The 25,661-nt window shown below is 64.7% G+C and carries 25 protein-coding genes; 16 read left to right on the forward strand and 9 right to left on the reverse strand.

Features of this window, described 5'->3' with window-relative positions; translation table 11 throughout:
* The first annotated feature begins 1 nt into the window (after nucleotide 1).
* The 3 genes from pspAB (at nucleotide 2) to DV733_RS09710 (ending at nucleotide 3,657) form a co-directional block, all read left to right on the forward strand.
* The gene (gene pspAB, locus DV733_RS09705) at nucleotides 2-613 is read left to right on the forward strand and encodes a PspA-associated protein PspAB (protein ID WP_049994884.1); all 612 of its coding nucleotides are present in this window, start codon (nucleotides 2-4) and stop codon (nucleotides 611-613) included.
* Between the two features lie 132 nt (nucleotides 614-745).
* The gene (locus DV733_RS17115; RefSeq protein WP_154019535.1) at nucleotides 746-901 is read left to right on the forward strand and encodes a hypothetical protein; all 156 of its coding nucleotides are present in this window, start codon (nucleotides 746-748) and stop codon (nucleotides 899-901) included.
* Nucleotides 902-1,167: 266 nt separating this feature from the next.
* The gene (locus DV733_RS09710) at nucleotides 1,168-3,657 is read left to right on the forward strand and encodes a DNA topoisomerase I (RefSeq protein WP_049994883.1); all 2,490 of its coding nucleotides are present in this window, start codon (nucleotides 1,168-1,170) and stop codon (nucleotides 3,655-3,657) included.
* On the opposite strand, the gene DV733_RS09715 is transcribed toward DV733_RS09710, so the two are convergent.
* The 5 genes from DV733_RS09715 to DV733_RS09735 all read right to left on the reverse strand — a co-directional run bounded on the left by DV733_RS09715 (nucleotide 3,654) and on the right by DV733_RS09735 (nucleotide 8,080).
* The gene (locus DV733_RS09715) at nucleotides 3,654-4,166 is read right to left on the reverse strand and encodes a DUF3368 domain-containing protein (protein ID WP_049994882.1); all 513 of its coding nucleotides are present in this window, start codon (nucleotides 4,164-4,166) and stop codon (nucleotides 3,654-3,656) included. The genes DV733_RS09710 and DV733_RS09715 overlap by 4 nt on opposite strands.
* A complete protein-coding gene (locus DV733_RS09720; RefSeq protein ID WP_049994881.1) occupies nucleotides 4,166-4,456 on the reverse strand; it encodes a UPF0175 family protein in 291 nt (96 codons plus the stop codon). The genes DV733_RS09715 and DV733_RS09720 overlap by 1 nt, the downstream gene beginning before the upstream one ends.
* 630 nt (nucleotides 4,457-5,086) lie before the next feature.
* The gene (locus DV733_RS09725) at nucleotides 5,087-6,037 is read right to left on the reverse strand and encodes an electron transfer flavoprotein subunit alpha/FixB family protein (protein WP_049994880.1); all 951 of its coding nucleotides are present in this window, start codon (nucleotides 6,035-6,037) and stop codon (nucleotides 5,087-5,089) included.
* The gene (locus DV733_RS09730; protein WP_049994879.1) at nucleotides 6,034-6,819 is read right to left on the reverse strand and encodes an electron transfer flavoprotein subunit beta/FixA family protein; all 786 of its coding nucleotides are present in this window, start codon (nucleotides 6,817-6,819) and stop codon (nucleotides 6,034-6,036) included. The genes DV733_RS09725 and DV733_RS09730 overlap by 4 nt, the downstream gene beginning before the upstream one ends.
* Nucleotides 6,820-6,886: 67 nt before the next feature.
* Nucleotides 6,887-8,080, reverse strand: coding sequence for a helix-turn-helix transcriptional regulator (locus DV733_RS09735; RefSeq protein ID WP_049994878.1), 1,194 nt, complete (start codon nucleotides 8,078-8,080; stop codon nucleotides 6,887-6,889).
* A gap of 163 nt (nucleotides 8,081-8,243) precedes the next feature.
* Here DV733_RS09735 and DV733_RS09740 point away from each other — a divergent pair, with 163 nt between their 5' ends.
* Together DV733_RS09740 and DV733_RS09745 are read left to right on the forward strand one after the other, a co-directional pair.
* A complete protein-coding gene (locus DV733_RS09740) occupies nucleotides 8,244-9,518 on the forward strand; it encodes a DUF7094 domain-containing protein (protein WP_049994877.1) in 1,275 nt (424 codons plus the stop codon).
* Nucleotides 9,519-9,550: 32 nt separating this feature from the next.
* On the forward strand, nucleotides 9,551-10,012 hold the full coding sequence (locus DV733_RS09745; protein WP_049994876.1) for a type IV pilin: 462 nt from the start codon (nucleotides 9,551-9,553) through the stop codon (nucleotides 10,010-10,012).
* Nucleotides 10,013-10,041: 29 nt separating this feature from the next.
* Here the strand turns inward: DV733_RS09745 and DV733_RS09750 are convergent, their stop codons facing one another.
* Nucleotides 10,042-10,662 carry a methyltransferase domain-containing protein gene (locus DV733_RS09750; protein WP_049994875.1) on the reverse strand — a complete coding sequence of 207 codons (621 nt, stop codon included), beginning with the start codon at nucleotides 10,660-10,662 and terminating at the stop codon, nucleotides 10,042-10,044.
* Nucleotides 10,663-10,764: 102 nt separating this feature from the next.
* On the opposite strand from DV733_RS09750, the gene ahaH reads away from it, so the two are divergent.
* The 11 genes from ahaH (at nucleotide 10,765) to DV733_RS09805 (ending at nucleotide 21,815) form a co-directional block, all read left to right on the forward strand.
* Nucleotides 10,765-11,097 carry an ATP synthase archaeal subunit H gene (ahaH, locus tag DV733_RS09755; protein WP_049994874.1) on the forward strand — a complete coding sequence of 111 codons (333 nt, stop codon included), beginning with the start codon at nucleotides 10,765-10,767 and terminating at the stop codon, nucleotides 11,095-11,097.
* Entirely contained in the window at nucleotides 11,084-13,396 is a 2,313-nt protein-coding gene (locus DV733_RS09760) for a V-type ATP synthase subunit I (protein WP_049994873.1), read from the forward strand. The genes ahaH and DV733_RS09760 overlap by 14 nt, the downstream gene beginning before the upstream one ends.
* Before the next feature lie 206 nt (nucleotides 13,397-13,602).
* Nucleotides 13,603-13,860, forward strand: a complete 258-nt coding sequence (locus DV733_RS09765) for an ATP synthase subunit K (RefSeq protein WP_049994872.1) — start codon at nucleotides 13,603-13,605, stop codon at nucleotides 13,858-13,860.
* Nucleotides 13,861-13,886: 26 nt separating this feature from the next.
* Nucleotides 13,887-14,474 carry a V-type ATP synthase subunit E gene (locus DV733_RS09770; RefSeq protein ID WP_049994871.1) on the forward strand — a complete coding sequence of 196 codons (588 nt, stop codon included), beginning with the start codon at nucleotides 13,887-13,889 and terminating at the stop codon, nucleotides 14,472-14,474.
* The gene (locus DV733_RS09775) at nucleotides 14,471-15,547 is read left to right on the forward strand and encodes a V-type ATP synthase subunit C (protein ID WP_049994870.1); all 1,077 of its coding nucleotides are present in this window, start codon (nucleotides 14,471-14,473) and stop codon (nucleotides 15,545-15,547) included. The genes DV733_RS09770 and DV733_RS09775 overlap by 4 nt, the downstream gene beginning before the upstream one ends.
* Nucleotides 15,544-15,879 (forward strand): V-type ATP synthase subunit F, encoded by a 336-nt coding sequence (locus DV733_RS09780; protein ID WP_049994869.1) that lies wholly within the window; start codon nucleotides 15,544-15,546, stop codon nucleotides 15,877-15,879. Before DV733_RS09775 ends, DV733_RS09780 begins: the two co-directional genes overlap by 4 nt.
* Complete coding sequence (locus DV733_RS09785; protein WP_049994868.1) at nucleotides 15,876-17,648, forward strand: ATP synthase subunit A; 1,773 nt, start codon at nucleotides 15,876-15,878, stop codon at nucleotides 17,646-17,648. Before DV733_RS09780 ends, DV733_RS09785 begins: the two co-directional genes overlap by 4 nt.
* A gap of 2 nt (nucleotides 17,649-17,650) precedes the next feature.
* A complete protein-coding gene (locus DV733_RS09790; protein WP_049994867.1) occupies nucleotides 17,651-19,066 on the forward strand; it encodes an ATP synthase subunit B in 1,416 nt (471 codons plus the stop codon).
* A gap of 223 nt (nucleotides 19,067-19,289) precedes the next feature.
* On the forward strand, nucleotides 19,290-20,018 hold the full coding sequence (locus DV733_RS09795) for a bacteriorhodopsin (protein ID WP_049994866.1): 729 nt from the start codon (nucleotides 19,290-19,292) through the stop codon (nucleotides 20,016-20,018).
* Between the two features lie 46 nt (nucleotides 20,019-20,064).
* Nucleotides 20,065-20,799 carry a lycopene cyclase domain-containing protein gene (locus tag DV733_RS09800; protein ID WP_049994865.1) on the forward strand — a complete coding sequence of 245 codons (735 nt, stop codon included), beginning with the start codon at nucleotides 20,065-20,067 and terminating at the stop codon, nucleotides 20,797-20,799.
* The gene (locus tag DV733_RS09805) at nucleotides 20,787-21,815 is read left to right on the forward strand and encodes a Brp/Blh family beta-carotene 15,15'-dioxygenase (RefSeq protein WP_049995349.1); all 1,029 of its coding nucleotides are present in this window, start codon (nucleotides 20,787-20,789) and stop codon (nucleotides 21,813-21,815) included. Before DV733_RS09800 ends, DV733_RS09805 begins: the two co-directional genes overlap by 13 nt.
* Nucleotides 21,816-21,839: 24 nt before the next feature.
* Here the strand turns inward: DV733_RS09805 and DV733_RS09810 are convergent, their stop codons facing one another.
* From DV733_RS09810 to DV733_RS09820, 3 genes are all read right to left on the reverse strand, one after another.
* Nucleotides 21,840-22,709 (reverse strand): alpha/beta fold hydrolase, encoded by an 870-nt coding sequence (locus DV733_RS09810; protein WP_049994864.1) that lies wholly within the window; start codon nucleotides 22,707-22,709, stop codon nucleotides 21,840-21,842.
* Between the two features lie 124 nt (nucleotides 22,710-22,833).
* The gene (gene cgi121 / locus DV733_RS09815; protein ID WP_049994863.1) at nucleotides 22,834-23,328 is read right to left on the reverse strand and encodes a KEOPS complex subunit Cgi121; all 495 of its coding nucleotides are present in this window, start codon (nucleotides 23,326-23,328) and stop codon (nucleotides 22,834-22,836) included.
* Complete coding sequence (locus tag DV733_RS09820; protein WP_049994862.1) at nucleotides 23,328-25,616, reverse strand: ATP-dependent DNA helicase; 2,289 nt, start codon at nucleotides 25,614-25,616, stop codon at nucleotides 23,328-23,330. The genes cgi121 and DV733_RS09820 overlap by 1 nt, the downstream gene beginning before the upstream one ends.
* Nucleotides 25,617-25,661: the final 45 nt, after the last annotated feature.

Below are 25,661 nucleotides of genomic sequence, written 5' to 3' on the forward strand. Positions count from 1 at the left end.
CATGGGACTGCTGGACGGCCTGAAGCAGGCGCTCGGACTCAAAGCCGAGGCAGACGCCACCCGGGACGCCGATCCCGACGATCTGTGGGGGATGAGTACGGCTTACGTGACGATGGAGGCCGATCTGGATTACGAGCCGACCGGCCACGCCGCGCTGTGTTTCGCCGCCGTCGACAGCACTGACTTCACGGACGCGCTTCGGGAGGTCGAGGAGATCCTCGATGCCGGCGAGGTCGAGACTGGGACGACCGCGGTGTTCGTCGAGGACAGCCACGGCTACCACTGGGTCGTCCTCGAGGACGACACCTTCGAGGATCTGGTAACCTCGATCCACTTCGCGGCCGACACGCTCATCGAGCGCGGCTACGGCTCGCGGCTGCTCGCCGCCCTCTTTTCGTTCCAGCGCCCGAGCGCCGCCAGTGCGGTCTACTGGATCTACTCGTTCCGTCGGGGCGCGTACTATCCCTTCGCGCCGAAACCTGGCGAACGCGAACGCGACTCCGGTGCGGAGTTCAAACTCCAGAGCGTCCTCGACGGCGAACTCGGCATCGAGGACGACAAGGAGTTCTGGTATCCACTCTGGCCGGAAGACGACGGCCACCCCTGGGAGTAAGGTCTTTTCAGCCCGAGAAGGAAGCCGTATTCGGACGGTAGAGACACCGAAACTCGAATATTAGGCGCGTCACACCCACCAGGATAAACGGTCGCTCTGTTTTAAGTGGCCGGGCCGGGGAGTCACGACGTGATGGCAGATCTGTTCACAGTTGCGGGGGGATTGCTCGTCGCGCTCCTGATTGTCGGTGCAGTGCTCTATCTGACGATCGGTCGGGAGATGGAGTGGGACGAATCGACTGACAGCGATAATGGCGACCGCGTCAGTGAGTTCGGAACCGAAGACTGACTCGTGGTCGCTGGCATTCACGCCCTTCATTCCGTGCCGCGCTCTTCGTCGTGGTGTGCGTCATAGATCGACACAGTAGCGTCTGTCACAACCCGACAGTAATCGAGGACGGCGAGGACGTGGCAATGGCTGTTCACGCGTTCACACGCGTGGCGCACACGCGCCTTGTCCTGCCGCAGTCTTGCGGTTTCTCGCCGAAAGACTAATGAGAAGGTCGGGTCGTAGGGGGCCACAATGAGCTATCACGTTCGTCGGGGTGATCGGCGATGCAGTTGATCATCACCGAGAAGGACAATGCCGCGCGACGGATCGCCGAGATCCTCTCTGATGGCGGTGCCGACGCCGAACGACGCAACGGCGTCAACGTCTACAAGTGGGGTGGCAAGCGCTGCGTCGGCCTGTCGGGCCACGTCGTCGGCGTGGACTTCCCGCCCGAGTACAACGACTGGCGCGACGTCCAGCCGGCCGAGCTGATCGACGCCGACATAGTCAAATCGCCGACCAAGGAGAACATCGTCGCCGCCCTTCGGAGTCTGGCTCGCGAGGCCGACGAGGCCGTCATCGCCACCGACTACGACCGCGAGGGCGAGTTGATCGGCAAGGAGGCCTACGAACTCATCCGGGAGGAGACCGACGTCCCGATCCAGCGCGTCCGCTTCTCCTCGATCACCGAAAACGAGGTCAAGCAGGCCTTCGGAAACCCGGACGATCTGGACTTCGATCTGGCCGCTGCCGGGGAAGCGCGCCAGATTATCGACCTCATCTGGGGCGCCGCACTCACGCGATTTCTCTCGCTGTCAGCCCGGCAACTGGGCGACGACTTCATCTCCGTCGGGCGGGTCCAGTCGCCCACGCTCAAACTGATCGTCGACCGCGAGCGCGAGATCGAGGCCTTCGATCCCGAGGACTACTGGGAGATCGTCGCCGACCTCGCGAAGAACGGGTCGGGATTCGAAGCACAGTACTTCTACGACGATGACGGCAGCGAGGCCGAGCGTATCTGGGACGAAGCGGAAGCCGACCGGGTCTTCGAGGGGATCAGTGGGCAGGAGTCGGCGACGGTTACGTCCGTTCGTCGGCGGACCCGGACGGACGCCCCGCCTGCGCCGTTCAACACCACCGCCTTCATCCAGGCCGCGGGGTCGCTTGGCTACTCGGCCCAGCGGGCGATGTCCATCGCCGAGGAACTCTATACGGCGGGCTACGTCACCTACCCGCGGACGGACAACACGGTCTATCCCGACGACCTCGATCCGGAGGAACTGCTCGACGCGTTCGTCAGTACGAGCCCCTTCGGCGACGACGCGATGGCGCTGCTCGAACAGGACAGCGTCGAGCCGACCCGTGGCGAGACCGAGTCGACCGACCACCCACCGATCCACCCGACCGGGGAGTTCCCCGACCGCAACAACCTGAGCGAGGACGAGTGGGAGGTCTACGAACTGATCGTCCGGCGGTTCTTCGCGACGGTGGCCGAACCCGCCACCTGGGAGCACCTGCGCGTGGTGGCCGAGGCCGACGGTGCACAGCTGAAAGCCAACGGCAAGCGCCTGCTCGAAGCTGGGTACCACGAGGTCTACCCCTACTCCAGCGCCAGCGAGACCCACGTCCCCGACGTCGAAGAGGGCGAGCAGTTGCGGATCGACGACGTGGAGATGGAGGCCAAGCAGACTCAGCCACCGCGCCGCTACGGCCAGTCCAGACTTATCAGTAAAATGGAAGACCTAGGGATCGGGACCAAGTCGACCCGCCACGGGACCCTCGAGAAACTCTACGATCGGGGGTACATCGACGGCGATCCGCCACAGCCGACGGCGCTGGCAAAGGCGGTCGTCGACGCTGCCGAGGCGTTCGCGGACCTGATCGTCAGCGAGGAGATGACCGCCCAGCTGGAGGCGGACATGACCGCCATCGCCAACGGCGAGGCCACCCTGGACGACGTCACCGACGAGTCACGGGAGATGCTGGAACGAGTGTTCGCGGAACTGCACGACTCCCGGGAGGAAGTCGGCGAACACCTTCAGGAGTCACTGAAAGCCGACCGCACCATCGGTTCGTGTCCCGAATGTGGTGACGACCTTCTGATCCGGCGCTCGCGCCACGGCTCGTACTTCGTCGGCTGTGACGGCTACCCCGACTGTCGGTACACGCTGCCGCTGCCCTCGACCGGCGAGCCGCTCGTGCTCGACGAGGTCTGTGAGGACCACGACACCAAGCACGTCAAGATGTTGGCCGGTTCGGACACGTTCGTCCACGGCTGTCCACGCTGTCAGGCCGAGGCCGCCGACGAGAGCGAGGACGAGGTGATCGGCGAGTGTCCGGAGTGTGGTGAGGAGCACGGGGGCGAACTGGCGATCAAACACCTCCGCTCGGGCTCGCGACTCGTCGGGTGTACGCGCTACCCCGACTGTGACTACTCGCTGCCGCTGCCCCGTCGCGGCGACATCGAAGTGCAGGAGCAGCGGTGTGAGGAGCACGACCTGCCGCACATCCACATCCTCGACGGCGCGGACGACGACGATCCGTGGGAACTGGGCTGTCCGATCTGCAACTACGAGGAGTATCAGGCCAGAAACGCCGTCGAGGACCTGGAGGATCTGAGCGGCGTCGGTTCGAAAACGGCGGAAAAGCTCTCGGCTGCTGGTGTGGAGTCGCCGGACGACCTGGCCGCGGCCGAACCCGACGCCGTCGCCGAGCAAGTGCAAGGTGTGAGTGCGGATCAGGTTCGAGAGTGGCAGACTGATCTGGAAGCTTAGTCGTCGATCGAGTCCAGCTTCTGGACGATTTTCGTGTAGACGCTCGGTGAGCAGTACCACCCTTTTTCGACCATCGCGTCGATCGTCGATCGGGCCTCGGACACGTCGATCGCGCCCGATTTGGCGAGTGAGAGGACAAGATACGCCGTTCCCCTGGTCGTGATCCCTTCCACGTCGGCCACGTCGCGGCCGTAGGCTTCGTCCATGACGGCGACGCCGTCGTGTGCCGCCGCACAGATCAGTACTGCGACGTCTGCGTCGCTCAGATTTTCGTTCGCACGGAGGCGGTCGAACAGTTCCGTCTGCTGGACGTCGATGACCTCCAACAGTCCGTTCTCGACAGCGTGCTCGATTCGCCGAGCGTCAGGGTATCCCTCGTCGAGCCCGTCCTCGACGACCTCCTCGCACACCAGTTCGGGGACGACACATTGCTGGTCGAGTGCGTCGACGAGGTCGAGTCGATCTACTTTCGCGAGATAGATCAGCGGCGTCGCGTCGAAGACCCACATTATAGCTCGTCGAGGTCCGCTTCGAGGTGACCCTCGTCGACCCAGGTGACGTCGCGCTCATCGACGAGGCTCGCGAAGTCCCAGACTGACATCCCGGCCAGTTCGGCCGCCTTGCTGAACGTGACCTCACCCGCTTGCAGCCGTTCGAGTGCCTGGTCACGCCGCCACTCTTCGAGTCCCTCCCCGAGGAGCTTCCGAATCGCGGTACTCCGATCGAGTCGCTCGGCTTCGAGATAGGTCTCTAGCTCGTCTTCGAGTTCGTCCGGCACCCGCGCCGAGATCGTTCCCATGATGTTTGCTATGTTTTCATCGTATACAAACCCTTGGACCAGGACCGTCCCCGACTCGCTGGCTAGGAAACGGTGACAACAACGCGACCAAGCAGGGAAAGCCCTCGACTCGCTGGCGGTCGCTCTGCCGGATATCCTCGTTCGCTTTCGCTCCCTCGGATAGAGCCGGACAGAGCGACTCTCTTCCAGCGCCAGCGAGTCTCGCCCTTTCGATCCGCCAGGTACGCCCCCGCACAGCGGGCCTGCCCTTCCCCGGGTCGCGCCACGAGGGCGCTCCCGGCCACGGCAGGGCGGTCAGGAAGCGTGTTCCGCGCGATCAGCGCGGAACCGGGGAGGGGTGGGGCGACAACAATGCGGTTGTGGTCGCGGTCCTGGAGGACTGAAAGGGCGAACCACGGTCGCGCTGAACAGGGAGTCGCTATGTCGGCCACTATCCGAGGGAGCGGAGCGACTGAGGATATGCCGCGTAGCGACCGCGAGCGTGGTGAGGGCTTTCGAGGAAGTAGCTGCGGTGGTGACTGTTCCTAGCGAGCGTGGTGAGGGCTTTCGAGGAAGTAGCTGCGGTGGTGACTGTTCCTAGCGAGTGTGGTGTGGCTGTTCCAGAATTGTCGTCGAAAACGGAACGAGGACCTAGGAGAACTGTTCGGTCAGCGCGGGCACCACGTCGAAGAGGTCGTCCTGAATCCCGTAGTCGGCGATGTCGAAGATGGGCGCGTTGGGGTCGTTGTTGATCGCGACGATCGTGTCGGCCCCTTTCATCCCGGCGACGTGCTGGACCGCACCCGAGATTCCGATGGCGATGTAGACGTCCGGCGTCACCACTTTCCCGCTTTGCCCCACTTGCCGATCTTTCGGGAGCCAGCCGTTGTCGACGATCGGCCGGGAGGCCGACACCGTGGCGTCCAGCGCCTCGGCCAGATCGTGGATGATATCTAGATTGTCTTCCTCTTCGATCCCGCGGCCCACCGACACCAGCACGTCAGCGTCGCTAATGTCGATGTCGCCGCCGCCGACCTCCTGATAGCCCGTCACCGTCGACCGCACGGCCGACTCGTCGATGGCGGCGTCGAAAGCCTCGACTGTCGCGTCACCGGTCCCCTCGGCTTTGGGCCACTCGGCAGGTCGAACTGTCACGGCGGCCTGCGGAGCGTCGACGTCCATGGTGGTCTCGACCTTCGAGCCGTACATCTCCCGGGTCACGGTCAGTCCGTCGCCATAGTCGAAATCGACGGCGTCGGTTACGAGCGGGATGTCGAGTCGCTCGGCCACGGCTGGCGCGTAGTCCAGCCCGTTGACGCTGTTGGGTAGCAACAGGACCGTGGGCTCGACGGCCTCGAACAGCTGTTCGACTGCCTGGGTGTAGACGTCGTGGTTGAACTCCTCGCCGTCGGCAACGGTGTGGATCGCGTCGACGCCCTCACGATTCAGCTGGTCGGCGTAGCTCTCGACGTCCCCGCTCACGACCGCGACGTGAAGCTCCCCACCCGTGGCGTCGGCGAGCTGGCGACCCGCCGTGAGGAGTTCGAGACTGGCGTCCCGCAACTCGCCGCGGCGGTGCTCGGCGACCACGAGGACCGTCATTGTGCCACCCCCTGCTCCCGCAGGAGCTCTGCGAGGTCCGCGGCCGTCTCGTCGGCGCTGCCCTCGTAGATGGTGGCCTCGCCCTCGCTCTCGGGTTCGTACAGCGAGGTCTGCTCGATCGGCGAGTCGAGGACGTCCGAATCGAGCCCGACGTCAGCCAGCGACTGCACGGCCAACTCCTTCTGCTGAGCCTGGCGAATCCCCCGCAGACTGGCGTAGCGCGGATCGTTGATCCCGGTCTGGATCGTCAGCACGGCCGGCAGCTCGACGTCGGTGAGTTCCTCGACACCGCCTTCGAGTTCGCGGTGGACGGTCGCGACGTCGTCGCCGAGTTCGAGGTCGTTGACGACGGCGGCCCACTCCCAGCCCAATCGCGATGCAAGCGTCACGCCGGTCGCCCCGAAGGCGTCGTCACCGGCCTGCACACCGGAGAGGATCAGATCCGGCTCTTCGGTGGCGACGACTGCTTCCAGCAACTGGGCTTTCGTCCCCGGGTCGAGCAGGCCGGCCTCGGCGATCGCGTCGTCCCAGACCCGAATCGCCCGGTCGGCTCCCTTGGCCAGGGCCTGTCTGATGGTGTCCTCGGCGTCTTCGGGGCCGACGGTGACCGTGACGACTTCGACGTCCTCGCCCGCCTCGGCGATCTGGACCGCCTCCTCGATAGCGTACTCGTCCCACTCGTTGAGGTCGTAGGTCAGATACCGGTCGTCGATGGCGAGCCCGTCGACCTCGAACTCGTCGTCGACGGCGGCGACTTCCTTGACCGTTACCAGAATCTTCATGACAATTGATGACTGACGCTCGGCGCCCCGTTAAGCGTTTCCGAACTTCGAGTCCGTGGGTCGGCGTTTAGACGTCGGCGTCGTCGGATTCCTCGTCGGGGAACGAGATGAGGTTCTCGCGGCCGATTCTGAGTTTCTCGATGCGGCCGTCCTCGTCCATCGCCGACAGCAACTGCGAGACTTTGGCGTTGGACCACCCCGTTTCGGTGACGATGTTCGCCTGTTTCATCCGACCGCCGTTGGCTTCGAGCAGGCGCTCGACGCGCTCCTCGTCGCTCAGGAGTTCGACGTCGACCGGCTCCTCGTCCGCGGCGTCTTCGGACTGATCGTCCGCACTTGCGTCCCGTTCGGCCGCTTCGTCCGCACCCGTCGCTGTCTCTTCCGCTGTCGTCTCCTCGATGTCCGTCTCGGTCGCTGGTTCGTGATCGGGCTGTTCGGGGGCGGTGGGGGTCTCGTCTTCTGTGGATTCGTCTGCGGGAAGTAGCGGACCGTCCTGTCGGCGAACGACGTAGGCCACCGCGGCGAGCGCCCCGACGAGGACGATGCCACCGACCGCGTACAACATCGTCCCCGTTCCCTCGACGTCGCCGTTACTGGGCGTGTCGGGCGGCGGGATCGGCGTGAAACTCACGTACGGTTCGTTCGCGCCGAACGTGTACGGTCCGTCCCACCTGAGCACACCGTCCTGGATGTTGGTACTCGCGCTGTTGAACTGATAGCCGTCCGGTCGCGTGAGGATCAGTGTCTCGTCCGTTGCGAGCCCGGACAGCAGCCGGTCGTCCGTCCGGAAGACGTCGTCGACAAATAGCTGGTCGCCCTGTCGATAGCCGAAGTTCGTCCACGTGAACGAGAGGACGAGCCGGCCGCGATCGGCGGTGGTGTTGACGCTGCGGGTCACGTCCGTGATCCGCATCGGTCGTCCCGTCGTGTCGCTGATGCGACTGCTGACCTCCTCGAACGCCGTCACCGACAGGAACTCGCCCTGCTCGAATCTGTCGGCGACGACGTCGAAGCCCTCGCGCTGGGAGTCGTTCGCCAGCGGAAACGAGACGGCGATGCCCCAGTCGGCGTTTCCGTTGGCCCGCATGTCGATCTGATAGGTCGTGTTCGACTCGAACCCGACAGCCGTCTCGACCGTCGACGTGCTGCCGTCGGCGGCGGTGGCTGGCGGCGGGGCGACCGTCGTGGCCATCGCTGGCCCGACCGTGAGGAGGAACGCCACCAGCGCGACGGCGAGGGAAGCGCGGGACCACGCGGGCATGATCTACGCTGAAATCGACACCCCTGGCGGAAAACCCTTTCTATAAGTAAAACGGGCGATAGCGGCGGTAAAACAAGTATATATCCCTTTCTTACCGGGTCAGGCTGGGTGGGTGAAGGTAGGTGGATTTTTCCCCTCTCGGACAGTAGCGAGCCACACTAGGATGTCCCCCCACTCCGCGCGCCGCCCGCTCGCCCTCCTCGTCGGGATCGTCCTCGTCGTCGGCGCCGTGCCTGTGCTGAGCAGTGGTGCGCTCTCGCCGCAGCCCTCGGACGTGACAGCCGACCCTGCTGCGAGTGCGGTTCCGCCGTCGATCGCCCAGTCCAACGAGACGACCAACTACCTCCAGGTTCCCGATGGCGATGTCCGGACGAGTTCCATCGAGCGTGCGTCGGTCGACGTCACTGCAGCGACGCGGATCGGAGCCGACGAACTGGAAGTTCAACTGGCCGTCGAGACGTTCCGGGAGCGATTCGATAGCGCCGAAACCGAGGCCAACCGGACCGCGGCCGTCCGCGACCTCGTCCAGTCGCTCGATCGACAGACCGAACAGCTCCAGCGCACGCAAGCCACGGAGCTCGAACGCTACAACGACGGCGAGATCTCCAGCAAGCAATTTCTGAGCACGCTGGCTCGACTCGACGCGACCGCCGAGGAGATCCGCGCTGCCGCCGACGCGGTCGAGGCCGAAGAGGAGAACACGCTCGACTACACGACGCCGCCAGCGCTCGGCAATCGGCTCCGGAGTTTCGACGCTCGCCTGTTGCCGGTCGAAGGAAAGATCAGAAACGTCGAACTCCAGTCGGCCGTTCAGGGGTCCACGCAGTCGCCACCGTTGTACGTCGAAACTGGTGATCGCGGGGTCGTATTGGCGACGATCGTCAACAACAACTACGCCCGCGAGGCGTTCAACAGCACCGCGTTCAACCCCGGCGGGCAGTCGAACCTGACGATCTATCGCGACGCGCTCGACCGGATGGACGTCCTGTATCCGTGGACCATGGATCCCGCCAACCGCAACGGCGCGCCCCGAGTCGACACGCTCTGGAACACGTCGGTGTTCAGCGTCACGACCCAGCACCGCCACGGTTCGCTGAACGTCTTCCTCGACGCCTCGACGACCAACGTCTTCCGCGAGGACCAGACGCGCGACCTCGACGCCATCCCCTCCGAAACCGTCGCGACGAATACGTCCGTCATCGTCGAACTCTCGGTCAACACGACCCACGAGACGGGACCACTACGGGTCGATCTCACCCGGCCAGGCACGACCAGCCCCGTCGACGGTGAGGTCTACGTCGACGGAACCTTCGTCGGGACGACCGGGTCCGACGGGACGCTCTGGACCATCGACACCCGGGGCGAGACGACCGTCCGCGTCGAGACCGACGACGGCGTCCTCTCGGCACGGATCCCCGTCAACGCGACCGCGGGCTGAGATTCAAATACGATCCCGCCCCACCCGGGGGCGTGACCCGCGCACTCTCGCCCGTCCTCGGCACCGTCCTGTTGCTCGCGATCACCGTCGCCCTCGCTGGAACGGTTGGTCTCGTCGTCTTCGAGGACGCCGCCGCCGAACCGAGTCCACGAACGACCTTCTCGCTCAGTGCCGACGCCGCGGCCGATCGGATCGTCCTCACACACGAGGGCGGCGACACGCTCTCGACGACCGATCTCACGATTCGGGTAGCAGTCGACGGCGACCCCATCCACCATCAGCCCCCGGTTCCCTTCTTCGCCGCCAGTGGATTCCACGGCGGGCCGATCGGGCCGTTCAATCCCGCCACCGATCCCGAGTGGTCAGCCGGTGAGGACGCCGGATTCGAACTCGCGAGCACGAACGCGCCGTTGCTCGATCCGGGGGACGCGGTCGAAGTGACGATATCGAGCGAAGGGAGTGTGATCGCCCGTCTCGAGACGACTGCAACGTGAAACGATTCGCCCTGCTCGTCGTATGCTCACTATTCCGGGATCGTCGCCACCGTCGTGATCGCCCGCGGACTGCCTGGCCGCGCCTGCTGGATGTGGTGCTCGAACTCGGTGAAACCGGCCTCGCGGAACATCCGGTCGGCTTCCGCCTCGTCGTAGAACAGCATGATGGCGTCGGCCATCTTCTGGAAGAGGGTGTTGTTGGGGTAGTCGGGGCCGACGATCAGGACTCTCCCACCGGGTTTCGTGATGCGACGGATCTCTTCGAGGGCGTCGACGGGGTTGGGCCAGTACTCGATCGATCCAGAGGACCAGACCACGTCGAAGCTGTCGTCTCTGAACGGGAGTCGTTCTGCGTCCCCGCGATGGAACTTCACGGGACCGCCTCTCCCGAACTTCGCGTAGGCCTTTTCGAGCTGGTGAGCGCTCTGGTCGAGCCCGTAGACGGTGTCGACCTGTGCGAGCAGTCCCTCGGTGGCGAAGCCGGTGCCACAGCCGACGTCGAGAATCTTCTCGTCGCCGTCGAGTTCGAGCCAGCCGATGGCTTCGTCGCGCATCGCTTCGTTCCAGATGAAGGGGTTGATCCGGTCGTACACCTGCGAGAGGTACTTGTAGAAGATCCGTGCCCGACCCTTGTGTTCGAGGATGCCCATCGGGCACGACTTGGTGCTTGGGTGGCATAATCCCCCGGATTTGAGCGAGGGGACTTCGCAACTACCATATAGGCCCTGGCGTTACGAGCAGACGACTAGACAATGCCACGGGAACAGGTTCTGAGGGACATCAAGTCGGCCGAAGACGAGGCCGAGAAGATCGTCGCCAACGCCGAGGCCGACCGCGAGCAACGCATCGAAGAGGCTCGCGAGCGGGCCGAAGAGATCCGTGCGGAGGCCCGCGAGGAGGCCGAGGAGATGGCCGAACAGCGGCTCGCCGAGGCGCGCGAGGAGATCGAAGACGAGCGCGACCGCATCATCGAAGAGGGTGAGCAGGAGTGTGAGCGCCTCGAGTCGCGTGCCGAAGCGCGCGTCGACGAGGTCGTCGAGAACGTGGTGACACGCTTCGAGGAGGAGGTGCATGCTCAGACCTGAGCGGATGAGCCGGGTGTCGATCACCGGCTCACAACGCGTCATGGACGACGTGATCGAGGCCGCCCACAGCCTCGACCTGCTCCACATCAGTGAATACACCAACGAGATCGACGGCTTCGATCCCGGCAGCCCGATCGAGGGTGCCGACTCGGCTTCGAAGAAACTCGTGACGGTCCGCTCGCTCAAGAGTATCCTCGGAGTCGAGGAGGACTACGAGGGGCCGACACACGTCGTCGAGGACGACGAACTCGAAACGGAACTCGAAGACGTCCGCCAGGAGGTCAACGAACTCGACGACCGCCGCGACGAGATCGACGCCGAGATCCGCGAGATCGAAGAGGATATCGAACAGCTGGAAGTGTTCGTCGACCTGGGAATCGATCTCGACCTGCTCGCCGGCTACGACTCGCTGGAAGTCGCCGTCGGTGAGGGCGACGCTACCGAGGTCGACGCCGCACTCGCAGACAGCGAGATCGAGCAGTACGCCGTCGAGAGCGGCGAGGACGCGGTCGCTGTCTTCGCCCGCACCGACGATCGCGACCCCCTCGAAGAAGCGCTCGTGGGTGCGACGTTCGCTGCCGTCGAGATCCCTGAGGCGTCGGGTGATCCCGCGGCGTACATTTCCCAGCGCCGACAGCGCAAAGACGAGCTCGAAGACGAATTCGAAGACGTCGAGGACGAACTCGAAGACCTCGAAGAGGAGGTCGGCGGGTTCCTCCTGGCAGCCGAGGAACAACTCACGATCGACGTCGAAAAGCGCGAAGCGCCGCTGTCCTTTGCGACGACGAAGAACGCCTTCGTCGCCGAGGGGTGGCTGCCGACCGAGGACGTCGAGACGCTTCGGACCACCCTCGAAGAGGCTGCCGGTGGCAGCGTCGAGGTCGAGGAACTCGAGCGAGCCGAGTACGACGAGGACGGCCACGTCGAACACACCGAGGAGGTCGAAGGCGACTCGGGGTCGTCCGGTGGGCCGCCAGGCGGCGGTGACGTCGACCGGACCGACGGGCCGATCGCCCGGGAGATGGCCGACGAAGAAGAGCAGCCCGAAGCGGCGGCCGACGGCGGGTACGTCCCGCTGGCCGACGACAGTCCGCCGGTCGTTCAGGACAATCCGCGTGGCGTCAAGCCGTTCCAGGCGCTGGTCGACGTGATCAACCGCCCGAAGTACACGGAACTCGACCCCACCGTGGTCCTGTTCCTGACGTTCCCGGCCTTCTTCGGGTTCATGATCGGCGACGTCGGCTACGGAATCCTGTACCTCGGGATGGGCTACTGGATCGTCTCGAACTCCGAGAGCGACGTGGTCAAGAGCCTCGGCGGCATCGCGATGTGGGCAGGGGCGTTCACGGCCATCTTCGGCGTCCTCTACGGGGAGTTCTTCGGGTTACACCAGTTCGGCTACATCCTCTGGGGAACCGACAGCGCGACCGGTATCATCGACATCGGCGGCGCACCGATCCACAAGGGCTTGCAGCCCCACTACATCGCCTACGCCCAGGCGTGGCTGCTGGTGAGCGTCATCGCCGGCGTCCTCCACCTCGTCGTGGGTCGGGTCTTCGACTTCTTCAACAAACTCCATCACGGCGTCGTCGAGGCGTTCGTCGAGAGCGGTTCGTGGATCATGATGACCGCTGGGCTGTGGGTCTGGATCTTCAGCACCCATCTCACGGGTCCCAAGCCCGACTTCATGTTCTACGTGTTCTCCGCGAAGGAGACGACGATTCCGTTCCTCACCGATCCGGCGACGGGCGAAACGCTGGTGACCACCAAGGACATGGTGGCGCTTCCGCTCGGATTCACCGGTTTCCCCGAGACTGTCGGGTTCGTCGGGCTGGCGGCGTTCTTCGTCGGGCTCGCGCTGGCCATCTACGCCGAGGGCGGCATCGCGCTGATCGAGAGCGTCACCCAGGCGTTCGGCCACGTCGTCTCTTACACCCGGATCGCGGCCGTTCTGCTGGCGAAAGCCGGGATGGCGCTGGCGGTGAATCTGCTGGTGTTCGGAGCCTATCGAGAAGGCGGTGAGTTCCACCTCATCTTCTTCAGCGACGGCGTCCACGGCGACGTGCTCTTCCAGGGCCTGCTGAACCTCGACGGCCCAGTCGGGCTGGTCTTCGGTGTGCTCTTCGGAGTCGTCGTGCTCCTGTTGGGCCACCTGCTCGTGCTCGTGCTGGGGATCACCAGCGCCGGCCTGCAGGCGGTCCGCCTGGAGTACGTCGAGTTCTTCGGGAAGTTCTACGAGGGTGGCGGCACAGTCTACAACCCCTTCGGCTACGAGCGAACCTACACGGCCGAGGAGTAATCCGTCACCACCGGAAATTGTTGCACCAATTGGTGTGATATCTCTTCGCACGAGGTCGTGATAACTGGTCACATCCGGGGAGTCGAGACGCCGTAAAACGGCCGGACAGCGTGCTGACGAACTGTTTTGGGAAGCTTTATGGGGACTCTGTGGTGAGTAGCAACCGTTCGGATACGCGAACAGCGGTCGGAGGCACGAATCCAACCATGATTGAACCTACCCAGATACTGAGCGTTGCACTGCAGCTCCAAGGAAACCCTGAGCCAGCGATCCCCGGTGCCGCTGCCGCGGCGCTGGCCGTCGGACTCGCGGCACTGGGCGCCGGCTACGCCGAGCGTGGCATCGGTGCCGCCGCTGTCGGGGCGATCGCCGAGGACGACGACATGTTCGGCCGGGGCCTGATTCTGACGGTCCTGCCGGAGACACTCGTCATTCTCGCGCTCGTCGTCGTGTTCATCACATAATCGCCCCTCCCTCTCGTCACACATTCATGAGTCTAGACAGCGTAACAGAGGACATCAGAGAACAAGCCCGCGCACGTGCGGAGGAAATTAGATCCGAGGGCGAAGCCGAGGCCGAAGAGATCATCTCAGAGGCCGAGGCCGAGGCCGAAGAGATCCACGAGCAGCGCGAACGCGAGGTCGAACGCCAGATCGAGCAGGAGCGCGACCAGCGACTCTCCAGTGCGAATCTCGAAGCCAAACAGAAACGGCTGGCGACTCGCCGGGAACTGCTCCAGCAGGTCCGCGACGACGTCGAAGCCGCGCTGGTCGACCTCGATGGGGACACTCGAGAGGAACTGACACGCGAACTGCTGGCGGCGGCTGCCACCGAGTTCGAGGACGCAGATACCGTCGAGGTGTACGGCCGAGCCGACGACCAGGACCTCATCGAATCGATTCTCTCCGAGTACGAGAACTTCGAGTACGGCGGCGAGACTGACTGTCTCGGCGGTGTCGTCGTCGAGAGTGACGCCTCGCGCGTCAGAGTCGACAACACGTTCGACTCCGTGCTCGAAGATGTCTGGCAGGAATCGCTCCGCGAAATCAGTGCCGACCTGTTCGACGAGGAGCAATGAGCGCACGGTACGGCGACCGCACCGGCGAAGCGAGCAACTACGAGTACGTGACCGCTCGGGTCAGTGCTCGGCGAGCGGCGCTGTTCGACGAGGACGACTACCGGAAACTCGTCCGTATGGGAACCAGCGAGATCGCGCGGTTCATGGAAGAGACCGAGTACAAGCGTGAGATGAACGAACTCGGCTCGCGCTACGACGGGGTCGACCTCATCGAATACGCGCTGAATCGCAACCTCGCCAAGCACTTCAACGATCTCTTGCGGTGGGCCGACGGTCGGCTGTACGACTACATCGCCCGCTATCTCCGAAAGTTCGACGCCTGGAACGTCAAGACGGCGCTCCGTGGCATTTACTCGGAGGCCGGTGCAGACGCGATCAAGTCCGATTACATCCGGGCCGGTGAGTTCGACGACGAACTGCTGGACCGGCTGGCGGCTGCCGACTCGATCGAGGCAGCTATCGACTTGCTCGATTCGACGCTGTTCGGCGACGCCCTGGAGGCGGCCTACGAGGACTACGAGCAGACCGATCTGCTCGTGCCGCTCGAAAACGCCGTCGATCGGGTGTTTTTCGAGGACATCGACGAAGGGCTCCCGTCACGAGAGCGTGCCAGTCGGGCGACAGAGCTGTACATCGATTACATCACCGCCGAGATCGACTTCCGGAACGCACGGAACGCCCTGCGGATCGCCCGCAGTGGCGCCGACATGGATCCGGCGGCCTACTACATCGACGGCGGCGAGCTGTTCGACGCAGAGGAGCTTCGCCAGCTCGTCGCCAACCAGGAACAGCTCGTCGAGCACATCCGCCAGAGCAGTTACGGCGGGGAGCTGTCGGCGGCGCTGACGGCGCTCGAGGAGGCCGACGATCTGATCCAGTTCGGTCACGCGCTCGACGCCGCACTGCTGGAGTTCGCCGACACGCTGGCAAATCGCTATCCCACGTCGATCTGTTCGGTCCTGTCGTATATCCTCGCCAAGGAACGTGAGGTAGACAACATTCGGGCGATCGCTCGCGGCCGTGAGGCCGAGCTGTCGCCCGAGGAGATCGAGACGGAGCTGGTGATGCTATGAGCAAGGAGATCGCCGTCGTCGGCACACCCGACTTTACGACCGGGTTCCGGCTAGCTGGCGTCCGCCGTGCGGTCAGTCTCACTGACGAGGAGATGGAAGCGGAACTCGACGAGACGATCGGAGAGCTGCTGGCCGACGAGGAGATCGGGATCCTGGTCATGCACGACGACGATCTGGACTATCTGTCACGGAATACTCGACAGGCAGTCCAGCAGAGCGTCGACCCGGTGCTCGTCGCACTGGGCGGCGGTGCCGGCAGTAGCGGCCTGCGCGAACAGATCAAACGAGCGATCGGTATCGACCTAATGGAAGAAGACGAACAGCAACCATGAGTCAAGCAGACACATCCGACGTCCGTGAAGACGGCGTCATCGAGAGCGTATCGGGTCCCGTCGTACAGGCGGTCGACCTCGACGCCCGGATGAACGACGTGGTCTACGTCGGTTCGGAAGGGTTGATGGGCGAAGTCATCGAAATCGAGGGCAACATCACGACGATCCAGGTCTACGAAGAGACCTCCGGGGTCTCCCCGGGCGAGCCCGTCGAGAGCACCGGGCAGCCGCTGACGGTCGACCTCGGGCCGGGTATGCTGGACTCCATCTACGATGGTGTCCAGCGCCCGCTCGACGTCCTGGAATCGAAGATGAACAGCGCCTTCCTCGACCGCGGTGTCGACGCACCGGGGATCGACCTGGAGAAGACCTGGGAGTTCACTCCCGAGGTCGAGGACGGCGACACGGTCACCCGTGGGGACATCATCGGGACCGTCCCCGAAACCGAGAGCATCGATCACAAGGTGATGGTCCCGCCGGACGTCCTCGAAGAGGGCGAGACCGCCGAGATCAGCGCGATCGAGTCGGGCGAGTTCACCGTCGAGGAGGCGGTCGCCGAACTCGACGACGGCAGCGAGATCACGATGCACCAGGAGTGGCCGGTCCGTGAAGCGCGACCGGCCGCCGAGAAGGAGACCCCGACCGAACCGCTCGTGTCGGGCCAGCGCATCCTCGACGGCCTGTTCCCCATCGCGAAAGGTGGGACGGCCGCCATCCCCGGACCCTTCGGCTCCGGGAAGACCGTCACCCAGCACCAGCTCGCCAAGTGGGCCGACGCGGACATCGTCGTCTACGTCGGCTGTGGCGAGCGCGGCAACGAGATGACCGAAGTGATCGAGGACTTCCCGGAACTGGAAGACCCCAAGACCGGGAAGCCGCTGATGAGCCGTACCTGCCTCATCGCCAACACCTCGAACATGCCCGTCGCGGCCCGTGAGTCCTGTGTGTACACTGGGATCACTATCGCGGAGTACTTCCGCGACATGGGCTACGACGTCGCGCTGATGGCCGACTCCACTTCGCGGTGGGCCGAGGCCATGCGCGAGATCTCCTCGCGGCTCGAGGAGATGCCCGGCGAGGAGGGGTACCCCGCCTACCTCGCCGCGCGTCTCAGCGAGTTCTACGAGCGCGCCGGCTACTTCCAGAACGTCAACGGGACGGAGGGCTCCGTGTCGGTCATCGGGGCCGTCTCGCCGCCGGGCGGGGACTTCTCGGAGCCGGTGACCCAGAACACCCTGCGGATCGTCAAGACCTTCTGGGCGCTGGACGCCGACCTCGCCGAGCGTCGACACTTTCCCTCGATCAACTGGAACGAGAGCTACTCGCTGTATCGCGACCAGCTCGACCCGTGGTTCGTCGAGAACGTCGAGGACGACTGGCCCGAACAGCGCCAGTGGGCGATCGACACGCTCGACGAAGAGGCCGAACTACAGGAGATCGTCCAGCTCGTCGGGAAGGACGCCCTGCCGGACGACCAGCAGCTCACTCTGGAGGTCGCCCGCTATCTCCGTGAGGCCTGGCTCCAGCAGAACGCCTTCCACGACGTCGACACCTACTGTTCGCCCGAGAAGACCTACCTCATGCTCGAGGCGATCAAAGTGTTCAACGACGAGGCCTTCGACGCCCTCGATGCGGGCGTTCCGGTCGAGGAGATCACCGACATCGACGCCGCACCGCGACTGAATCGTATCGGCGTCCAGGAAGACTACGAGGAGTACGTCGCGGAACTCGAAGACGACATCGCGAGCGAACTCCGGGAGAAATACTGACCATGCAGAAAGAATACAAGACGATCACCGAGATCAGTGGCCCGCTGGTGTTCGCCGAGGTGGACGAGCCGGTCGGCTACGACGAGATCGTCGAGATCGAGACGCCCGACGGTAGTGTCCGTCGCGGGCAGGTCCTCGAGACCACGAGCGACCACGTCGCCATTCAGGTCTTCGAGGGAACAGGTGGAATCGACCGCAACTCGTCCGTCCGGTTCCTGGGCGAGACGCTGAAGATGAAACTTACCGAGGACCTGCTCGGGCGCGTGCTCGACGGGTCGGGCCAGCCGATCGACGGCGGTCCCGAGATCGAACCCGACGAGCGCCGAGACATCGTCGGCGAGGCGATCAACCCCTACTCCCGGGAGTACCCCGAGGAGTTCATCCAGACGGGTGTGTCGGCTATCGACGGCATGAACACCCTCGTTCGTGGCCAGAAGCTGCCGATCTTCTCCGGGTCGGGCCTGCCGCACAACGACCTGGCGCTGCAGATCGCACGTCAGGCGAGCGTGCCGGAAGAGGAAGAGGAAGGGGAAGACGGGTCGGAGTTCGCAGTAATCTTCGGCGCGATGGGGATCACCGCCGAAGAGGCAAACGAGTTCATGGACGACTTCGAGCGCACGGGCGCACTCGAACGCAGCGTTGTCTTCATGAACCTCGCGGACGACCCCGCCGTCGAGCGGACGATCACGCCGCGACTCGCGCTGACGACCGCCGAATACCTGGCGTTCGACAAGGGGTATCACGTCCTGACGATCCTCACGGACATGACCAACTACTGTGAGGCGCTGCGCGAGATCGGGGCCGCCCGCGAGGAGGTCCCGGGCCGCCGTGGCTACCCCGGGTACATGTACACCGACCTGGCGACGCTGTACGAGCGCGCCGGCCGGATCAAGGGCCGTGAGGGCTCTGTCACGCAGATTCCGATCCTCACGATGCCTGGTGACGACGACACCCACCCGATCCCGGACCTGACGGGATACATCACCGAGGGGCAGATCTACGTCGACCGCGACCTCAACAGCCAGGGCGTCAAGCCGCCGATCGACGTGCTGCCTTCGCTCTCGCGGCTGATGGACGACGGGATCGGCGAGGGACTGACCCGCGCGGACCACGCCGATGTCTCCGACCAGCTGTACGCCGCCTACGCGGAGGGTGAAGACCTGCGCGACCTCGTGAACATCGTCGGTCGCGAGGCTCTCTCGGAACGTGACAACAAGTATCTCGATCTGGCGGATCGCTTCGAAGAGGAGTTCGTCCAGCAGGGTTACGAGACCAATCGCTCGATCGACGAGACGATCGAGATCGGCTGGGATCTGCTGAGTACGCTCCCCAAAGAGGAACTCAACCGCGTCGACGAGGAGCTTATCGAGGAACACTACCGCGACGAGGACAGCGAACTCGTCGAACTCGACGCATAGCGCGCTGCTTTCGTCTTTTTCGAAGACGGAGGACTGCTCGAACTCGACGCCGATCAGTCGGTGTTCCGGTTTCGTCTCCCTGGCCCAGTTGGTCTAATCCTATTGCAGTTTACTTCGGGCCCCAACAGTTTGGGATATCGTATATTATCAATTCTTCCTTATGATATAATGTACCATGGCGCAAGGCAGCGAAACCACATGGCTCTGGATCGGTACGGCAGGAATGCTCCTGGGGATGCTGTACTTCATCGCCAGGGGGTACAACGTCAAAGACGAACGCAGACAGAAATTTTACATCGTAACGACGTTCATCGCAGGGATCGCGTTCACAAATTATCTGGCGATGGCGACCGGGTTCGGGGTGATCGATCTCACAGATATCGCGCCGTGGCTGGTCGGAACCGAGTTCCTCGGTGACAAAACCGAGTTGCTCATCTACTGGCCGCGGTACACTGACTGGATCCTGACGACGCCGCTGTTGCTGTACGACCTCGCGCTGCTCGCAGGAGCCGACCGTAACACGATCGCGACGCTGGTCGGGTTGGACGTGATGATGATCCTGACCGGTCTGGTAGCGACGTTGACGGTCTCGCCCGTCAACGACAGTATCGGTATCGGTGCCCACCGAATCATCTGGTGGGGGGTCAGCTGCGGGTTCTTCCTCGCGCTGATCTTCTACCTGTTCCGTGGGCTCGCAGACAGGGCGTCACAGCTGTCGGGGCAGACGAAGAGCACGTTCAACACGTTGCGGTACATGATCGTCGGGATCTGGTTCGTCTACCCGGTCTGGTGGATCGTCGGCACCGAGGGACTGGGTGTCGTCGGCCTGCCGATCGAGACGGCCGGGTTCATGGTGCTGGACCTGACCGCGAAGGTCGGCTTCGGCATCATCCTGCTGCGCAGTCACAGCGTCCTCGACGATGCGGGGACCTCACAGGCCGCGCCTGCGTAAGGCGTATCCCCACCCACTCGAATTGTGAGACGACGGTTCAACCGACATGGTAGGTTTCACGTACGCCGGTTTCCACGCCGTGTTCGTCGTTCCCGCGCTGGTCGCGCTCGCCGTCGTCGCTAGCCGGCGTCGTGGTGATCCGCGACAGGTCGTCCGCGCACTCCCGTTTTTCGCGATCGTCCTGCTGGCGCTGGTCTACACCACGCCGTGGGACAACTATCTCATCCATCGCGGCGTCTGGTGGTACGGCGAGGGAACGGTCGCCGGACGGCTCTGGCTCGCACCGATCGAGGAGTACCTCTTTATACTGCTGTTGCCGATCGTCGCGACGCTGTGGTTGGCGATCGTCTCGACGTCGTTCGAGTGGCCCGACGACGCCATCACGATGACGGTCCCGGATCGCTCGCTCGGCGTCCTGGCTGGAATCGCTGTCGGGACGGTCGGCCTGGCGATGCTCACGCGGGACGCCACCTACTACATGGGTGCGATCCTGGCGTGGGCCGGGCCCGTCCTCGCGCTCCAGTGGGCTGTCGGGTGGTCGTATCTGCTGGCTCGCTGGCGACTCGTTGCCGTCGGGACGCTCGTGCCAGCCATGTACTTCGCGGTCGCAGACCGCATCGCGATCGAAGAAGAGATCTGGACGATCTCTGAGCGGTACACGACCGGCTTGGCCGTCGGTGGGCTCCCGATCGAGGAGGGGGCCTTCTTCCTCGTAACGACGCTGTTCGTCGTCCAGGGGATCGTCCTCTATCCGTGGGTGATCGAACGATGGCAGCAGTGAACGTCCGCAGAGACGTCCGGGACCGCTTGCTGGAAGTGACGGCCCGACCGATCTGGGTCGTCCTCGCTACGGCCGCGGCCGTTCATCTTCTCGGCGTTCGACTCCCCACGGACGTCCAGTACGGTATTCTGCTGGCGACGGTCCTGCTCCTGGGACTCCCGCACGGCGCGCTCGATCACCTCACGCTCCCACGAGCGCGCGCGGAGTCGCTGACTGCCCGCCGGTTCGTGGTCTTCTGCGGCTGGTACCTGCTGCTCGCAAGTGCCTACGGGGTCGCGTGGCTCGTCGCTCCAACGGCGTCGTTCGTCGGGTTCGTCCTGCTGACGTGGTTTCACTGGGGGCAAGGTGATCGGGCACATCTCGCACTAGTCACCGACGCTGCGCATCTCGAGAACCCGTGGGTCAACCGCCTGACGCTGTTCGTCCGCGGCGGCCTTCCTATGCTCGTGCCCTTGATCTGGTTTCCCGACGCCTACGAGTCGGTCCTCGCGACCGTGGTCGGGTTGTTCGGGTCCAGCGGCGACTGGATCGCCTCGCTGTTCTCCTCGGAGGCTCGACTGGCGCTGGGCGTCGGGTTCGGCCTGCTGACGCTTGCCACGCTGGCGTGGGGGTATCGCGTCGCCGGCGATCGGCCGGCCTGGCGGATCGACGTCGTCGAAACTATCCTCCTGTGGGTGTTTTTCCTGAGCGTGCCGCCGATCCTGGCGATCGGACTCTATTTCGTCGTCTGGCACTCGCTGCGCCATCTCGCACGCCTGGTCGCGATCGACGACACCGCGGCGTCGGCACTAGCACGTGGGTCGACGACCGGCGTACTGACCCGTCTCACCAGGGACGCACTCCCTATGACTGCCGGTGCGCTGGTGCTGTTCGGTGCCATCGCAGTACTGGTACCCACCGAACCCGGCACGGTCGCAGACGTCGCCGGCGTCTACCTCGTGTTGCTGGCGGTCCTGACGCTCCCGCACGCGGTGGTCGTGACCGTCCTCGATCGGATCCAGGGCGTCTCGCCCTGAGGACCGATTTCGAGGCGGACCCTGCTAGTCGCTCGCCGGCCCATCGGTCGCGAGAAACGAGGCGAGCAGGCGGTTGACTTCCTCTGGTCGCTCCCTGGTCGGCCAGTGGCCGACGCCCGACAGCACGTGCAGATCGCTGTTCGGCAGGTGACGATGCGCCGCTCGCGACCACGACGGCGGCAACAGTGGGTCGTCCGCTCCGTGAATCAATAGCGCTGGGACGTCGAGCTCTTCCAATCGAGCCGAGTGGTCGGTCTTCAGCCCCGTGGGTTGGAACTCGCTGCGCTGCCAGGACCTCATCGCCCGCACTGTTCCGCGATCCTGGACGGCCTCGTAGACGTCGCCGACGAGCGCCTCGCTCGGCGTCCCGCCGACCAGGCCGGCGACGCTCGACCGGACCGACGTCTTCGAGGAGCCGACGCCGCTCCAGAGGTGTTGTCCGAGTCCGGGCGTCCACAGCACGCCGGTCGCCGCCGGTCGCCAGTAGGCGTCTCCGCCGAGTCCGTAACTGTCCAGCAACGCGAGTCGCTCTGGCGTGCCGCTGTCGAGTGCGTAGCCCAGCGCCACCGCACCGCCCATCGAGACACCGACCAGCGGTGCACTGTCGAGACCGAGATCACTGAGAAATGCGTCGAGCACGTCGACGAAGTAGTCGGTCGTGTACCGGGTCCGGGGCTTGTCGCTATCGCCGTGGCCGGGGAGATCGAGTGCATACACTGTCCGGTGGCCGGCGAGAGCAGGAATCGTATGTCGCCAGGAGACGTTCGCAGCGTCGAGACCGATCCCGTGGAGCAAGACGACCGGCGGGCCCTCGCCCGCCTGTAGATAGTTGACCGACACCGGATCGTGCCCGTCCGGCGTCAGATCGCGCGTTCGCGACTCGGCTTGGGTCATCAACCCTCTTTATGGACCCCGCCGCTATGACGTTTCGGGACTCATAATGGTTACTGTCGGTCTGTTCCACATCGACCCCCTGCCGTCGTTCGGTCGCAGTGGTACATCGCTACAGTAATCACTATCACTTCTCGACGACCAGCAAGGCCACTCGCTCGCGGACCAGTTCCGACAGGTCCGCCCCGGTCGCGAGTTCGGGCTCGCCGAGGTCGAACCACTCGCGGACGCGATCGGGGTCGTACTCGCCCAGCGTCGCGGCGGATTCGTAGACGTCGAGTCTTCGAATAGCGTCGGCGGCTGCCGCCTCGTCGCCTGCTCCGTCCACGACGACGACTGCCGGGCATTCCCCGGTGTCGACGCCGAGTTCGAGCGCGCGGTTGATCTGGCGCCGACCCGCGGCGTACAGCAGGATCTCGACGGCGCGGTCGTCAGCGATATTTTCACCGCGTTCGAACGCCCGATCGGTCAGTTCGACAGCTTTTTCGAGGTGTGCGCGGTCGACGACGTAGCGGGCGTCGAACGCCTGGATCGTGACACCGTGCTGGTCACCGATCTTCCCGAGTCGGGCGAGGAAGCCATCGAGATCGTCGACGTTCAGGATTCCGTCGACCAGCTCCATCAGAAATCACCCAGGCTGGCCTGGTCTTCCGCGGTGTCGTCTCCGGCGGCGTCCCCACTGTTCTCGACTACCGGTTCGGCATCGGGGTCCGGCTCCACGCCCTCCATCGAGGGATCGCGGTGGCCGACGTTCTCCAGGATGTTCTCGGCTGTCCCCTCCCGTCCGCGCAGCGCCGCGAGGACGATCGATTTGTCGGCCTCTCGGAGGTCCGAACGGTCCTCGATTCCGGCCTCGAACAGCCGCCGCGCGCGTTTTCGACCGACGCCGCGGACACCTGCCAGATCGATCAGCTCCTCCTTGACGCCGTCTTCGACCCGGGTACGAGCCTCGCGGATCGCCGGCGTCCACTCCAGCCCGAGTTCACCGGCCAGGGATTCGGCTGCGCCGAGCAACCACGAGGCGGCCTCGACCTTCCCGCGGATGTCGCCGGGCCCGACGCCGTAGCGCTCGGTGATCTGGTCCTCCTCTACCTCGCTGGCCCAGTCTTCGAGCAGGCGGGCGGTCTTCAGCGCCGACAGCCAGTCCTCGAAGCGATTGTCCTCGAACTCGCTGGGCATCGCTCCCAGAAACTCCGTCTCGCGCTCGTAGGCCAGCATCGTGTACTCCTCGTCCTCGCCCGAACGGAGGTAGAGCTGGTACATGTCCGGCGTCCGCGAGACGAGATGGTAGAGGCCGAGCGCACTCGGGCGCTCGTCGGCGGCCTCCAGCCCGTCGATGACTTCCGCGGCGCTCATCGGATCGAGGTAGAGTCTGGAGACGGTGTGACCGAGGTTCGTGGCCGTGAGCGTGTCTCCCTCCCGTTCGAGGAAGTCGTTCCGTTCCAGGTACTCGATCATCTCGTCCGCGACCGTCTCCAGGCGGCCGCCCTCGTCGGTCTGACTCGCGTAGAGGGTCGCCTCCAGAAATTCGAGCAGGCCCTCGCGCGTGCTGGCGAACCCGGAGGCCACGGTTGCGAGAATGTGCGTCCGCAGGGCGGGTTCGGCCGCCAGTTTCGAGCGCACGGGTTCGGGATCTGCCCAGACGTATCGGTCGAACAGCTCGTCCAGTTCGTCGTGACTGTTGGCGAGGAGGACGGCCTCGCCGTAGGGGTCCAGTCCGGGCCGGCCGGCACGCCCCATCATCTGGTGGACCTCCAGTACCGAGAGGGGCTGCATGCCACCGGCGGTGCCGTCGTAGCGTCGCCAGTCCCGGACGATGACCCGTCGCGAGGGGGTGTTGACTCCTGCAGCGAGGGTCGGCGTCGCACAGACCACTTTGAGCAGGCGGTCGCGGAAGGCCTCCTCGACGAGTTCGCGATGGCCTCGAGCGAGCCCAGCGTGGTGAAACGCGGCCCCACCTTCGACGGCGTCGGCCAGATCGTCGCTGGTCTCGGTATCGCTGACGTCGCGGATCTCGCTTGCGACCCCCTGCAACTCGGCACGCTCGTCGGGACCGAGGTGGTTCGCGACCGTGTTCGAGAGTCGGCCGGCCGCGGCTTCTGCGTTCCGGCGAGAGTTGACGAACACCAGCGAGGAGCCGCCCTCTTCGACCACGTTACCGTCGGCGTCGCGGTCGTCCTCCAGGGTGTCCCGGACGATGGCCGCCGTCGCTTTCTCGCCGTCGCGAACCCGGAGTTCGCGTTGGCTGCCGTCTTCGAGGTGGAGGGCCTGCCCGTAGTGGACGCCCTTCTTGAGGTCGATCGGCCGCCACTCCGAGTCGAGCAGTTCGGCGTCCAGCCACGCGGCGAGTTCGCCGGCGTTGCCGATCGTGGCCGAGAGCGCCACAGTCTGGAGATCGGGGTTGATCCGCCGGAGTTTCGCCAGCGTGACTTCCAGGGTGGGGCCACGTTCGGCGTCGTCGACCAGGTGGACCTCGTCGGCGACGACACAGGTGAGATCGTCCAGCCAGCCCGCGCCGTTGCGCACGAGTGAGTCGACCTTCTCACTCGTGGCGACGATGATGTCCTTGCCCGAGAGCCACCCGCCTTCCGACTCGTAGTTGCCGGTCGAGACGCCGACGTCGAGTCCGTACTGTTCGAACTGCTCGAACTCGGCGTGTTTCTCGCTCGCGAGCGCGCGCAGGGGGACGATGTAGAGAGCAGTCCCGCCGCGGGCGACGCTTGCGAGCATCGCCAGCTCCGCGATGAGGGTTTTGCCACTCGCTGTGGGAATCGACGCAACGAGGTTCTCGCCCTCGGTGACGCCGCTGTCGACGGCCTCGGCCTGCGGCGGGTACAGCGATTCGATACCCTCCGCTTGCAGGTGCTCGGGGAGCCACTCGGGGACCGCAGGGATGTCCGCGACGTCCATTGAACCGTCGTTGGGCCTTCTTGAGGTTTAAATTGTCGCACTCCG

It is taken from the genome of Halapricum salinum (assembly GCF_004799665.1).
Lineage (GTDB): Archaea > Halobacteriota > Halobacteria > Halobacteriales > Haloarculaceae > Halapricum > Halapricum salinum.